Annotated in this window: 16 protein-coding genes; all 16 read right to left on the bottom strand. The window is 35.7% G+C overall.

All coding sequences use genetic code 11. From position 1 onward, the window contains the following. Positions 1-27: 27 nt before the first annotated feature. Positions 28-1,188, bottom strand: coding sequence for a polysaccharide pyruvyl transferase family protein (locus KSW37_RS13690; RefSeq protein ID WP_217314913.1), 1,161 nt, complete (start codon positions 1,186-1,188; stop codon positions 28-30). A gap of 2 nt (positions 1,189-1,190) precedes the next feature. Continuing rightward, the gene (locus KSW37_RS13685; RefSeq protein WP_217314912.1) at positions 1,191-1,874 is read right to left on the bottom strand and encodes a ribulose-phosphate 3-epimerase; all 684 of its coding nucleotides are present in this window, start codon (positions 1,872-1,874) and stop codon (positions 1,191-1,193) included. After that, positions 1,862-2,878 (bottom strand): galactitol-1-phosphate 5-dehydrogenase, encoded by a 1,017-nt coding sequence (locus tag KSW37_RS13680; protein WP_217314911.1) that lies wholly within the window; start codon positions 2,876-2,878, stop codon positions 1,862-1,864. The genes KSW37_RS13685 and KSW37_RS13680 overlap by 13 nt, the downstream gene beginning before the upstream one ends. A 1-nt stretch (position 2,879) precedes the next feature. Then, positions 2,880-3,575, bottom strand: coding sequence for an IspD/TarI family cytidylyltransferase (locus KSW37_RS13675; protein ID WP_217314910.1), 696 nt, complete (start codon positions 3,573-3,575; stop codon positions 2,880-2,882). 5 nt (positions 3,576-3,580) lie between these two features. Further along, positions 3,581-4,252: an acyltransferase gene (locus tag KSW37_RS13670; protein ID WP_217314909.1), complete on the bottom strand. Its 672-nt coding sequence runs from the start codon at positions 4,250-4,252 to the stop codon at positions 3,581-3,583. A gap of 20 nt (positions 4,253-4,272) precedes the next feature. Beyond that, positions 4,273-4,662 carry a hypothetical protein gene (locus KSW37_RS13665; RefSeq protein ID WP_217314908.1) on the bottom strand — a complete coding sequence of 130 codons (390 nt, stop codon included), beginning with the start codon at positions 4,660-4,662 and terminating at the stop codon, positions 4,273-4,275. A 216-nt stretch (positions 4,663-4,878) separates the two neighbouring features. Further along, positions 4,879-5,901, bottom strand: a complete 1,023-nt coding sequence (locus tag KSW37_RS13660) for a mannose-1-phosphate guanylyltransferase (protein ID WP_254368664.1) — start codon at positions 5,899-5,901, stop codon at positions 4,879-4,881. Between the two features lie 107 nt (positions 5,902-6,008). Further along, positions 6,009-6,701: a hypothetical protein gene (locus KSW37_RS13655; RefSeq protein ID WP_217314906.1), complete on the bottom strand. Its 693-nt coding sequence runs from the start codon at positions 6,699-6,701 to the stop codon at positions 6,009-6,011. Next, a complete protein-coding gene (locus KSW37_RS13650; protein WP_217314905.1) occupies positions 6,698-8,680 on the bottom strand; it encodes a DEAD/DEAH box helicase in 1,983 nt (660 codons plus the stop codon). The genes KSW37_RS13655 and KSW37_RS13650 overlap by 4 nt, the downstream gene beginning before the upstream one ends. Positions 8,681-8,742: 62 nt before the next feature. Beyond that, complete coding sequence (locus KSW37_RS13645) at positions 8,743-9,096, bottom strand: hypothetical protein (protein ID WP_217314904.1); 354 nt, start codon at positions 9,094-9,096, stop codon at positions 8,743-8,745. Further along, positions 9,089-9,727: a hypothetical protein gene (locus tag KSW37_RS13640; protein WP_217314903.1), complete on the bottom strand. Its 639-nt coding sequence runs from the start codon at positions 9,725-9,727 to the stop codon at positions 9,089-9,091. The genes KSW37_RS13645 and KSW37_RS13640 overlap by 8 nt, the downstream gene beginning before the upstream one ends. An 887-nt stretch (positions 9,728-10,614) precedes the next feature. Further along, a complete protein-coding gene (locus tag KSW37_RS13635; protein ID WP_217314902.1) occupies positions 10,615-11,484 on the bottom strand; it encodes a hypothetical protein in 870 nt (289 codons plus the stop codon). 40 nt (positions 11,485-11,524) lie between these two features. Then, positions 11,525-12,352, bottom strand: coding sequence for a hypothetical protein (locus tag KSW37_RS13630; protein WP_217314901.1), 828 nt, complete (start codon positions 12,350-12,352; stop codon positions 11,525-11,527). Between the two features lie 25 nt (positions 12,353-12,377). Continuing rightward, entirely contained in the window at positions 12,378-12,788 is a 411-nt protein-coding gene (locus KSW37_RS13625; RefSeq protein WP_217314900.1) for a GIY-YIG nuclease family protein, read from the bottom strand. A gap of 21 nt (positions 12,789-12,809) precedes the next feature. Beyond that, a complete protein-coding gene (locus tag KSW37_RS13620; protein WP_217314899.1) occupies positions 12,810-13,844 on the bottom strand; it encodes a putative phage abortive infection protein in 1,035 nt (344 codons plus the stop codon). 134 nt (positions 13,845-13,978) lie between these two features. Continuing rightward, on the bottom strand, positions 13,979-14,254 hold the full coding sequence (locus tag KSW37_RS13615; protein WP_217743504.1) for a hypothetical protein: 276 nt from the start codon (positions 14,252-14,254) through the stop codon (positions 13,979-13,981). Between the last annotated feature and the right edge of the window lie 95 nt (positions 14,255-14,349).

The raw sequence follows: 14,349 nt of genomic DNA, 5'->3' as shown, positions 1-14,349 counted from the left end.
AAATGCTCAATTCAGTTGTTTGCTTCCCTAATTAAGTTTTCGGACGACCTCCCCCGAATTACTACAAGAGATAAATTTTTGTATGCTACCTTTTAATTTTTCAGCATACTTTTTATAGTTGTCTTTATTATGAAATTTACTCATAGAAGAAATCTTCGCCAACTTTAATATTTCCTTATCTTCTGTTTGGACTCCGTCTTTTGAAATCCGCAAAATTCTAAAGAAATCTATTATTCCATCAAAACGTCCTGGTGTGTTAAATTTAATCTTGGAGGATTCCATATCATTATTCAAACAAAAAATGACAGGTGTTTCCAATCCTAAACACGGAAGAGCAGAATGTATTCTGCTTGTTATAACAAACTCTGCATGAGCATATTTCTTTATCAAATTATCAGCTATATTACACAAGTCATCATCAGTCTCTTGCTTATCTTTCTTTAGACGGTACATATGAGTTACATATTCAGCAGAAAGCATTAACTCATCAGTAAATGTTTGAGAATAAATACGATAGAACTGTAATGCATGGTAATGCTTCATAAGGTATTGCTTTATACCTTTATAATGAGAATGCCCCCAATTAGGACCATAAAGCCCAAAGAATTCATGCTTAGACAGTTTGTTTATTATACTTCTATGTTTTCTATAAAACAAAAGAGTTTGTAATAGTTCTGACCATACCAGCTTTCTAAAGCTGGCACCATCCTTAAATAAAGGTAGTGGTATGTATGGATCTACGAAATACACCCCCTCTCTCTTCCCATAAAATTTATATTTTTCACCAAGAGTTAAAGTAACACATGAAGAATAGTAACTATCAATATGATGCCTTTGAAACATTTTCAACGTTGACAAATCTCGACATCCTATTGGCTCATGTTTTTTCCAATAAACAACATTTGCTTCAGAAAAGAGGGCTTTTTCCGCCATTGGGAAAATATGCATTGAAATAAACAAAGGGTTTAAATCGTCAGATGGAGGCCAATTTTCCGTATTCCAAACATAACATCCATTTACAATCACATTTGTTTTTGAATTATCCGCAGACTTATATGAATGCAATTTTTCTCTATCAATAAATTCTGTTGCATTCGTATAATATTGCTTAATCGCAATAGTCTGAACATAATCGCCAATATTTTTTACCACACCCTGAGGATGCACTACAACAATTGCATTGTTCATAACTATATTATCATTTTTCTAAACATATCAATATTATTCTTGTACTCACTCACATTGCCCTTGAAAATGGCCGAAGTACCAGCAACGAATATACTTGCTCCTATACTTCTTAGTTTTCTTGCATTTTCAGGAGTGATATTACCATCGACTTCTATGGTAATGTCTTCTCGATGCTCTCGCTTCAACAAATCCGCTACCTTTTGTGCTTTGCGCATTGTACTTGGCACAATTTTCTGCCCAGCAAAACCTGGGTTTACCATCAATAGGTTGATGCCATCAATATAGTCAAGCACTTCTTCCAAAGAGTTTATAGGAGTCGCAGGATTGATGGCAAGGAATCTCTTGCAACCGAAAGGAACCAACCAATCAAGCACTCGCTGCACTTGAAAGCTGCTCTCGTAATGTATTGACACGATATCCGTTTCCTTTATTCCAATCCATTGGAGTTTGTATTCTGGGTCTTTTATCATTAAGTGCAAATCGAGAGGTATGTCTGTAAGTTTGCGTAATCCTCTAACATAATCTACACCCAGTCCGAAATTGGGAACAAAGTTTCCATCCATCATATCTATATGAAGATGCTCAACGCCCTCTTCCTCAAAAATTCTTATGGTTTCCTTCAAGTCCACGAGGTCGGAACACATCATAGACGCAGAAATCTCACCTTTCTTTTTTATTTGTTCCATACGGTCATCACTTTACAATAGGGTTCTTTATGCAGAAACATCAAATCAAGACCTTCTTTCAGATTGTCTTGATCAAAACAATGAGAAATCAGATGTTCCACTTTAATTTCTTTTTTCTCCAATGCCTCTACCACCTCTGTCCAATCGGAAGGATTCTTTCCGTCATACGAAGAATTCCATGTTCCTTTCAAAAGCAGCTGCTTACGAAGTATTCTCCAATAAGTATTCTGAGACAAAGAAATATCACCTGAAGGATTGCCCATCAATACCAAAGTTCCACCAGGAGAAACAGACTGGATAGCCAAATCTATTGACTTGGGATTGCCAACGGCTTCTATAACCACATCAAACTGACAATTCTCTTTTTGTTCAGTCATGATAATATAGTTCAGTCCTGCTTTTTCCACAAGATTTCTTTTAGCTTCATTGCGCCCTATAACATCAACTATGTCTGCTCCGAGACATTTTGCCCATTGCGCAGCGCATATTCCTATCATTCCTGTACCAATAACACCAACGGATTGTCCTTTTTGAATATCCGCAATCTTTGCTGCATGTAATGCTACAGAAAGCGGTTCAAGCATAGCTGCAGAAGTAAAAGGAATGGCATCAGACAATGGTATCAAGTTCCAGACTGGAACTGCAACATATTCAGCAAATCCACCATCTCGACGAGAGCCAACATAATCATAATGAGCACACATCTCATAATGCTTATCTTTACATTGTGGGCATTCTCTGCATGGTATCAAAGGAAATATTCCGACATGCTTCCCGACAAGTCCTTTGTCTTCTTCGGAAGAGACAGAATCCACTATTCCTGCAAATTCATGTCCAGGGATAGTAGGGAAATGATAAGTTCCTTTGGTAAAAACCCTTGCAATGTCTGAACTACAAATACCAGCAGCTTTCACCTTTACTATAGCCCAGCCGTCAGGACAGTCAGGCTTGTTTATATCATCATATTGCAGTTTGTTCACTGCATGCAAAACGTATGCTTTCATTTTATTTGCTATTTATTATTGATTCAAAATTGGAAAGGTCTTCAGGAGTGGTAATCTTGAAATTCATCGGGTCTCCCTCAACCATCTCCACTTTCAGACCTTGCTTAAATGCAATCTCCGTACTGCCATTTATTTTCAACAGTTCCTCATGAGACATTTTCTCATGAATTTGAAGATACTTACCAAAAACAAATGCCTCTGGAGCCTGTCCTGCCCACAACTTGCTTCTATCAAGCAAACTTGTGATACTCTTGCCGTCCTCACTATAATATGTTGTGTCTTTGACGGCTATTACAGGCATAGAACCATCTGCTCTGCCACATGCCTCATAACACCTGTTTATTAGTTCGTCACTGACAAGCGGACGAGCAGCATCATGAATGATGACAAAACAATCATCGCTGTAACCTTGGTCCTTTACAACTCTTAGCGCATTGAATATGGAATACTGACGAGTTTCACCTGGCGCTGCATAGAATACAGGCTTGGCAGGATGCAATTTCTCCATTTGCTCCATAACGTATTCTTTCCACTCATCTGCTACACCTACAACAATTGCATCTGTATGTTCGTTGCATAAAAATGTCTGTAAACAATAACTTATTATTGGTTGACCATTGACTACAACATATTGTTTGGGTATGTTCAGCCCCATACGACTGCCCACGCCTCCTGAAAGAATTATTGCTATATTCATTTCTATTATTGTCTATGTAATGTTACGTTCTTTTTTCTAACATTGGCTGGATTACCAGCTATAATTGTATTCTCTTCTGTAAATTTCTTGGTACACAATGTATTGGCTCCCACTATACAACCATCAGGAATGACAGCACCTTTAAGAACTGTGCTTCTTGTGCAAATCCAAGCATTGCTTCCTATAACTATTTCTTCTGTACATGGATATACTTCTCCAAACTGGGTGTTTTGTACTGCATGCCAGTCGGTATCCATGATAAGCGTTTCCCACGAAGTCAGTACATTGTCACCAAAAGTAATACTCTTCTTGCATACGATTTTTCCTTCGGCTGTATTGCAAAAGTTGTCTCCGAAAGTGACGGTTGCATTTTCCTGTACACTCAATACACTTCCATGTCCTAAAGTAGCTCTGCCATTTAAAACTACGGTACCTTTAATCGTCAAAATGGTTCTTGAGTTTTTTTTATCATAAATACCGACACCGCCGAAGCCAACTCTCAGCATTGCAGTATTTACCCCCCCCGATTTGATTTTTATAGTACCTTTCAAAGATTGTATCTTAGTATTGTATCTAACAAATACTGGTAGTTTTATGGCTTCTTTCAAAGGAAAGAAATGTGAACTAACCCAAAAACTCTTTGGGATGGATAATATTTTTTCAAAGATTGTTCTCATTTGATTTGCAATATTTTCTGTTATTTCTTAATTGCCTCAACCGCCTTTATTTCTATCTTCAATTTAAACTCCGCACCAAACTGACAATTACATTTATGGTGGCCTGGGATTATATACACTGTTTTTTCATATTTACCATTGCTCATTATTGATTGAGATTTTATCTGTATATGACACCCGTCAGCTTCATCTTCAGACAATTCTTTACCACACAAAGGACAAACCATAGGAATATCTTCCATCGCAAATGTCTTCCAATAATCTATCCAAGAATTACAAACAACAGGATCGTCATCCCCTGTGTTATACGCATTCTTGACTTGTTGATCCTTGTGCATTTGTATAATGCCGGGATTACACCCACATTCCATTCTTGCACTCAAATTTCTTGCTTTTCTAAAATCTGCCATAAAAATTGATTTTCGATTGATTTTTCTGGTAACAGGAAACAATACATAAAGTACAAAGCTATGACTTCATCTACAACGTTATTTATTCCGTAAACCCTCTACCAATACCATATTAAGGATATCACGGACTAGCCAACACCCTTGTGAGGATAAGGCAGAGATGAAAAAGAAGTGTATTCTTCGCTATTCGTTTATTATTGTTTGATTTAACATATTTTATTTCCCAAATTCCTTGATTCTCTGCTCCTCTTTCAAAGAACAGACAAGCAACTGTCCGTTCTTCTCGGCTACTATATAGCCATCCAATCCTTGAACTACCACCTTGCTTTCATCGGCTGCATGAACCACGCAGTTCTTACATTCATACAAGCGGATGTCCTTGCCAACCTTGGCATTGCCAACCTCATCTTGTGGAAGTAAGGTACGGAGGCTGCCCCAACTGCCTAAGTCGCTCCAGCCAAACTCGGCTGGCAAGGTATAGATTTCCTTCGACTTCTCCATTACGGCATAGTCAATACTTATCTTCTCGCAGGTTGGGAAGAGATTGCCGACTACTTCTTTCTCCTGTTCGGTATAGAAAGAAGATGCCATCTCGTCCATGATGCTGGCAAGGTTTGGCTGGAAGGTTCGGATAGCCTTGCTAATGGTATCGATGTTCCATACGAAGATTCCGGCATTCCAATAGTAATTGCCAGCGGCAAGGTATTGCTCGGCTGTCTCCAGGTTTGGCTTTTCCTTGAAAGCCTCAACCTTGTAGATTTCATCTACGGATGTTGGCTCTGCTGCGGCGATATAGCCATAGCCTATTTCCGGGCGGCTTGGCTTGATACCGATGGTAACGATGGCGTTCTTATCGGATGTATAGCTCAATGCCTTGCTGAGCACTCGCTGATACTCCGATGTATTGATAACTAGCGCATCAGATGGTGTCACTACGATGTTGGCATCAGGATGCTTCTTCTGGATTTTCCAACAGGCATAAGCAATACATGGAGCAGTATTGCGAGCCTCCGGCTCTGCTAATATGTTATCTACTGGCATGTCAGGAATTTGCTCCTTGACAATGCGAATATATTTCTCGTTTGTCACTACCCACATGTTCTCGACAGGACAGATTGGCTTCAATCTATCTACTGTCAACTGAATGAGGGAACGGCCCACACCCATCACATCAATGAACTGCTTTGGGTAATCGGGGGTTGACATAGGCCAGAAGCGGCTGCCTACGCCGCCGGCCATAATTATAATTTGTATGTCGTTGAAATTATTCATTCTTCCAATGATTATATTTAAATCATGGTTAATCGTATTGGGGTTTATCAACTGTTCTTTCGTTTGATTGATGCTTATTTCCTTCGTTTACCGATTTTCCTTTTTATCAAACCTGTATTCACCGTAATAGGTGACAAATAATAACAATTTGTCTCAATGTTTAAAATATCAAGAAATTGTTTATGAGAAAGTTTTTTGTGTAAGCCGATTTTGTAATGTCCACCTTTCGTCATATTAATATCTAAATGGTGAACAGGATGCAAACTTCCATTAGCTTTTGCCATATCATAATCATAGCGTAAATAACATGGTTCAGAATGTAACAAATATTCTACTGTTCGAAGTGACATTTCCGAATAAGGATTATCACTTTCAAACCATACATCCACAAAGGTTGCATTATGTTTGAATTCATTCATAATACTTAAACATTCTGATATGATATCACTTCTAATTTCTGTACCATGCTTATCTATATAGAGTTTGACATACCCCTGCTTATATTTTATATTAAATGGAAAAGATATAGAAACATATTTATTCGATGAAATGAAAATATTAGCCCGAGAATTCTTTCCCACTTCAACCATAAGGAATGGTTCCATGGCTTTATCTATGTTAAGAACTTCCATACGAGATGAAACATCTAAAATTTTTCTTGCCACTGCCAAAATCAGAGCTGCAAAATCAACAGAACTCTCATTATGAGTTTTAAATACCTCAAACTCAAAATCATATATTTTCCGAATTATAGGTATATTCTTCATGCCATATCTTTCAATGTATCTATCAACTTCAATATCTTATCATACTCAGCATCTTTGAACTTTTCTACATTTATGAGTTCTGAAATATTTTCCTGTTTTGCTAAATCAAATATTCCTATTTCTTTGAATGCACGATCAATCTTGTCTTTAAGAGATTCCACTCTCTTAGCATTAACCACCCAACGATGCATCTTAGCTTTTTCTTCATCAGAAGGAGCTTTTACCGAAATATTTTTATTTATCAAGGTATTAAAAATTCCTTGAACCATTTCATTAGATATACCATTATCATGTTCTGACACTATAAGATACGACCTAATAAAAGAACGCGTTAGCATTGTATAAAGAGTATTTCTGTAAGATATAGATCGTTTCAATTTATTCGAAATACAAATAACTATTGGAAATTCCAAGCCTTTTGCATTATTTCTATTTGTTACAAAAACACGTCCCTTTTCCTTTTTCTTTGTCTCTATAGCAATATTAGTTTCCCATTTACAAGATTGATAAAGCAAGCGCTCTACCTGTGGTATATAATCGTATATATAACTTTCGTCATCCAAGAATATTATACACAAATCTTCAGGATTCAAATCAGGGAAATCCTTTTTAATTTCACGTATTATATTTATAAGAGAATCTGACAAACTTGACGAGCGAACAATTGAAAAACATTTTTCATTATCATCATCATCAAAACGATGTAATGGATAGCGAGTCAAATTATATATATCATTATTTTTATTTACTATATAACCACATAATGCCCATTCTTCATCGTTCAACCACCAAAGCTTTTCTTTCTCATAAAGTCCTAATCCCAAGGCATGAGCTATCATCAATGTCTTAGGATCCGTCCTGTAACAGTTGCTTAAAAGAAATGTTGGCTTGTTTTCATGCTTTGTATGCTCTTCGAAAATACTTTGAAAAATATCACCTGCAACATATACTTTTTCCTTTGTGACAAATTCACATAGCTGGAAAAAAGATTCGTCAAAATCTTGACTCTCATCAATAAACATATAAGAAAATACAAAGTTTACTTTTTCTTTTTTCTTCAACTGATTTATTGCATTTTTACATGCTGAGTCAAAAGAGCCGCTTTGCCTAAAATTAAGGAAATCCAAATCATTTTGTTCACATATATATCTATAGATACCAGACATCGGATATGCAGACTTACCCCAAGCATTAACACACAAAAGTTTTTCAGGATCTATCTGCTTCTTAACTTGCATAAAATCAAAAAAGCCTTTTATTCTTTTATTAAGGCTATCAGCTAACACTCGATTATGGCATGTGATACCTATAGGAAGTTCTGTCCCTTTCAAATAAACATCTTTCAATTTATGCAGAAGCAGCTCTGTTTTTCCTGTTCCAGATAGTCCTTGTATAGTTATACGCTTTTCACCATCATCCATATTGCCATATATGAATCTAGTCTGTTGTCCATCGAACATTTGGATTTTTTGTTTGACTCTCTCTAAAATACTAAGTTGTTTATCTATAGTTATATTAGAAACGTCATTAATACTTCCTATAAACAAAGTTATAATTAAATCCAACAAACGGGAAGGAGTATCAGAATCCAATAGAATATCAGAATCAATCCAATGACGAAAATCAGTAATCTCCTCTAAATAATAACTACAAGTTATCTTACATTCCCATGTTCGAGGTCTTCCAATAACATTCCGATAGCCATAAGAATCACTCAAAGAACCTATATCTTCCATAACATCTTGCCTGTATGCCAGAAATTGATCTTTGTCAATATCTGAAAAAGCAACAAACGTTATCTTCTTTCCACGAGTCAATATGATACAGACATCATCAATATCATATGTGTACTTTGCATCTGTCAAGGGGCCTTTCAGAACATAAACTTGCTGCTGCGCTTGTTCTGAAAAAGACTTTATTTTTTGCAAGAAAGTTCTATTTTTAGAACTCTCTACTATGTCTGAAAAAAAATAATCCATACTTAAATAATTAATTATATTTCTCCTATTATATAAATAGCAGAATAGTTATATTTTTATACTTATGAAACAGAAAAACTGTAATATTTGGCTACTTGATAATCAAATATTGTGACATTACTTCCATTTACAGTAACATTAAAATAACTTGCAGTATGATAGTCAAAACCATCTATAGTATTAACACCTTTTCGAAGATTTATATAAGATGTCGTTGAATAATCAAACAAATTGGGCAAATAGCCTGATACATAACAACTTCGCCTGTAATCAAATAGAGATATATAATTCCCTCTAAAAGTACAGCCCATATTATAGAAGCCACCTAATGTATAATCAAAAACGCCATTGGCAGCCTTGCCAGCAATCATCATATAAGCAATTGCTGCAACACACCTCCTTGTCTCATTAATCATGACTATTATCTCCTTCTGTTTGTGCTACATCTGCGGACATATCATCTGGTGATTTGAAAGGCGGCCGAGGCGGAACTGGTGCTGAAGGTAAATGCTGCATCTGCGACATTACGATTTGAGCCTGATTGGTAATATTTTCGCAAGCTTGATTAGATTCGGACAAAAGTTGATGAATCCGATTAGCTTCATTTTCGGCCTTACCTAACATTTCATCAGTCTTGAATATTGAGTATAACGAAAAGACAAGAAATACTATCATCAAACAACTCGCCCATAACATCAAAATATTAAAATCCGCTTGTAACTTGTTATATTCAGTTTCCAACAATGCCTCTACTCTGTTTTGGTGTCTGTCCAACAAATCGGCTATTTTCTCTATATCATAAGTTCCTCTCTTCTGAGGATTAAACGCCGGACAGAGTAGGTCTTCTAATATTTTTGCATCCTTTCTTTGTAATGCTACTATATTATTTTGAGCTTGTCTATAGTTGGATGCCAAGAAAGCAAAACAACCTAAAGCCAAGACGACAATTAATAAAATACAACAGACGAATCGATGTCTGGCGCTAAAATTGAATACTGAGAGATGCTTGCCTTGTTCTTTTCCCAAATGTTCATACTCACTTTTCATTGTTCTTTGTTTTTTTTATTGATTAATCTTACTACTATCATAACTTATGATAATAACTGCAAAAGATTTATACTGTTCCATACATTTCACCACATGTTCCTTTATTATATCAAACTCAGAACTAAGAACTTTTTCATGAAGTAAATACTCTGTTACCTTACACTGAATATAGCCTTCAAGATAAGCTATGCATAAATCATTGACTTGTAACATGAGCTTATTTTTTTGCCATCAATATTCTTTTACTCACTCCCCAAATAGCTGGAAATATTCTCAATCTGAGCATCCATTTCATCTTGAGAACGGATTTTAAAAGAATAATTACGCCTCATAAACTACGATACTACCATCAAGAACAGCATTCGAAAATAATGAACCAACGTATTCTTCGCAATACTCTTGCTATTATCTGGAAATTGAGACATATACAATTTATTTATTATTATGTTCAAAAAGATTATAAAAAGCAAGTGTACTATCATATATCACATACAAGAAATAAAACAATGTAAAGAACACCACCATATCTACAACTAACCGATAATGATTAAGCAACCATAGCCATTGTTCTAATTGGAGTTTGATATTGGGAAGTATAATAAGAATAAAAGCATCACATGCTATCAATCCCATTAATATCTTTATATTCCTTCTTAGACCTTCTAAACATTTTAGAATGTTTCCTTTTGACTCTTCATGAAACTTTGACAATTGCATCATGACGAGATTAGAAATCGTAGTATATAGTGTAACCAGAGTGATACAAACTGTAAGTAAATTTCGACTCATCCCATAAAGATAATCATTCTCTTCAGAACATAAAGACGAAACATAACCTATACATGCGGTAAGCACTACATATATGATATATCTAACAGGAATACACATTACCTAAACAATTTATTGAAGCATCCAGATAGTTTGTCTAATGCTTTTTCAAACAATCCATTAGATAGAGTAACGTCCAAATCTTCAATTTCGATGGATTTCGACGAGTCACCAACTTTCTGCCATGCAGCCAGTTTTTTAATTTTTATCTTGATTTCTTCACCACCATCAGCAGACATTTGAACCAGAGAAGATAAGTTCGTATCTTCTTCTGAAACATTTAAGGAAGAGCCCTTTTGTGCCTCCAACGTAAATTCAGAATTTCCACTCGCAGTAGATTTTGCCACTTCCGCAATAGCCTCCTTGACATTTTTGTTTAAGGCAGGCAAATTTGGATAAGAGAATCGAAAACGTACCTTCTCTATTGAATCACGATTACCAGCAACAATCGTCCAAAAGTCGGTCTCATCATAAATTCGTCTGATGTCTATAGATAGTCTGTATGGCTGTAAGTCTTTAGAGAATGTATCTTGCAAGATGGAAGAAACCACATCTGTTGATTTGAATACATTTTTCTTCTCCTCCACAGCTATAATTTGAATATCTTTTCGATTATCAATAATAACATTGCAGCTTGGCGAATAATCATGCTTGCATTTAGTGAAGTTCTCCTCCAAATTTACGCTCTTGTCATTAGCAATCTTGAAGACAAAAAAGCCACCTTGAGAGAAAAGCATTTTATGATTATAAAGCTTATTACCCTTCTTAAAGTTCATTTCGGCATTTTCTCCAAAGAGTGACGCAAATAAAGTTTGCTTATTTTGCATTAAATCTTTATCAGACATTTTATCTACGTTCACAGGAAACAAAGACTGAACATTGCTTTGAATGGGCGAAAACTGATAACGATACAATATATACTTAGACATAATCTTTCATTTATATTTAATCAACAAAGCTTAAGGCTGATCAAAAAGGCATTGTTACTAAATGCTCGGCTTGTGCAAGCTTCACAAATTCAACGGAACCTTTGTTATTATTGACTACCATATTATTGTCTGTAATATCTATGACCTCGCCAAGCTCTCGGTTATTCAAGGTGTCGTATAAATGATCACCTACTTTTACACGTTCACCATTTGGCAATGTAAATCTACGTAAATTGGGCTTTACCAATACTGGCGAATTCCTATTCTTACGGAAATTCCGTTGAATTTCATCCCCCAAATCTCGTATGGCTTGCAAGATAAGAGAACTATCGTCAGACAATTTTAAACTCTGAGGTAACTTAGCTGGGCTTTCTATTGACAACAGCTTTAGCAAGGAGTTCGTCTCATTCTCTTCCATTGTTTCTGTTTCCATCAAAGCCTTGATCAATTTTTCTTTAGCTTCGTTGACTAAATCAATTCTTAAAGAGGACTGGTACTGAAACGAACGTATGGCGCTAATATCAAAGGGACGTGTTGTTTTCTCATCAATCATTAAAACAGTCTTCTTGTTAAAGGCTTGACGAAAGCCCAGCTCATAGAAAACATTTGGATTTCGAGCACTCAAATCACATATTGCCATTTCACAATCATATACATGCTTCAGTATATCCACTATTATGACATTCGTCTTAGCTGTAACATCTGCCCGTATCGCATCAAAACCTGCTTGCATACATGCAGGTTTAATGATGAACTCATAAACCCTATCAAAATGTCCTTTAGGATAGCCATCAACATCACTAATTGGCATAATGACAAAGCATTTCTTTAGTTTCTCCTCTCTTGTCTTACCATCTGTATCTGCCATAATACTTTTCCTATTTTTATAAAAATCAACGTATTGTAAAATCGGTATACTTCATACCTGTACAAGAGCCACTTAAAACCAAATGAGCTTCATCATAAGCATAATTATCCTTTCCCTTTTCATTAAGGGATGGTTTCTGAGCAAAAATTAAAGCATTTTCCACCAAGTCCAAATCTTGTTCGACCTTTGCACAGGAAAAGCAAAGTTCTTCACCTTCCTGCAACTGGCTTTTAAATATTTGCTCTTTTTCATGACGTATATGCCTGTCGTGAATATTCTCTGCCTGACCGATATAGATAATCTCTATAAGATTAACTGTATCATTTTGGACATTATAATTGCAACGATATACTAGGTACACTCCTTTATAAGTAGGAAGACCACCTTTATTGCAATCTCTCCAATAACCTTCGAAATTTAAAATATAGTCCTTCATATGCTCCAACAATATAAATTATTAAATAAGTTGTTTCTTTAAATGATAGCCATCAATGCAATTATGGCTGGGAGCTATAAGGTTCTCTACTGTCAAATTTTCCAATAAGTTATACCTAATCAGTAATTCCCTTAGTTTTGGAAAAGAAAAGCTATTATAGAAGACCATAAGCATTTCTTTGGTGGACATCTGAGCCTGAACAAATTGAACCAAATCATAATATCTTTTGGAAACTTTCTGTCTAACTGTAACATCGGAAATACCAAGTAACTCCTCTTCCTCTGCTTGCTTTACAAAATACAATATTCTATACAGATGCCTAAAATAGTTACCACACTCTTCATGGATATTGAAAAAACGTCCATAAACAAAATCTATCTTTTGCTTTATATCTAAATGTTTATAAGCCTCAAATTCTTCATTAGTTATCTTATATTTATCATTCAGAAAGCAAAAACGTGATTTCTTTTTAAGTGATTCAAGATCAAACGAATGAGGATTGACTTGTTCATCTTCATAATAATTATTATCAGAACATAAATCTAAATATGCAAGCTGCTCATCAATCTCATTAGGATCATAGTCATGACAATAATGCCCATATTCCATAGAATCAAAAAGACTCTTCAATACAAAAGAACCCATTCTGAAGAATTCTTGCCCACGAACAGGAATCTTCTGAATCTTTGCTGGGTCTTTCAATTTTACTCCTTCATAAATTGTATATAATGAACTGGTAATACCCCTCTGCTCCTGCAACAATTGAAAAAACGTAGTTTTGAATTGTTCCTGTCGTTGGAGCTGAACTTGTTTTGTATTGAAATCCAATTGCTCTATCAATGTATAAGCAAGTAAGAAAATACTCACTATACCAACAATAGGCGATGATATACCACCTATTGTGTCGCCTATTTGACCAGTTTCTAAAAACGACAAAGTTTCGGAGCCTGGTCTTGTAAGAGCAAAAGGAGCCAACAGGATAATCAGTATACTTCCACCAACTATCTGTTTGATGAATCTTTGGGGATTTTTCATTTCCAATGGTTTATTTTCCAAATTTTTTAATTCTCTGTTCTTCTTTCAATGAACGTAAATCACCGTTAGAACGTAACTACTGATTTTCAGCAGTTAGCACATCCAACATTTTTCAAAAAAAGCATATTATTAATTGGTATTGCCAAAGCTACCTATTAGGCAGCCTTGACATTCACCTTTTTGTTCGAGTTATAATTACATGAGATTAGGGACATGAAGTCTTGCTCCCCCTCCATCAGTCGGGTGAGTATATCTTCTATATAATCACCAAAATTAATGTCATTCAACTTGCAGCTCTCAAAAAGTGAGAACACAAAAGCTATGTTTTCCGCACCTAAATGGCTACCGGTATGCATCCTGTTTCGCCTACCCATAGCCAAGTGGCGGAACATTCCGACTGCATCCATGATTTCAACCTGACGCAGATTCATTCGAGAAATTTGTCCTCAACTCTCACAAAGACAAAGGTGGTAAGAAAACAGCCTCACGGACAACACGTTTACCTCGACTGTTTATCATGATACGT

This window comes from Segatella copri (assembly GCF_019127135.1).
Classification (GTDB): Bacteria; Bacteroidota; Bacteroidia; order Bacteroidales; family Bacteroidaceae; genus Prevotella.
This window is presented reverse-complemented; position numbering and strand designations above follow the sequence as displayed.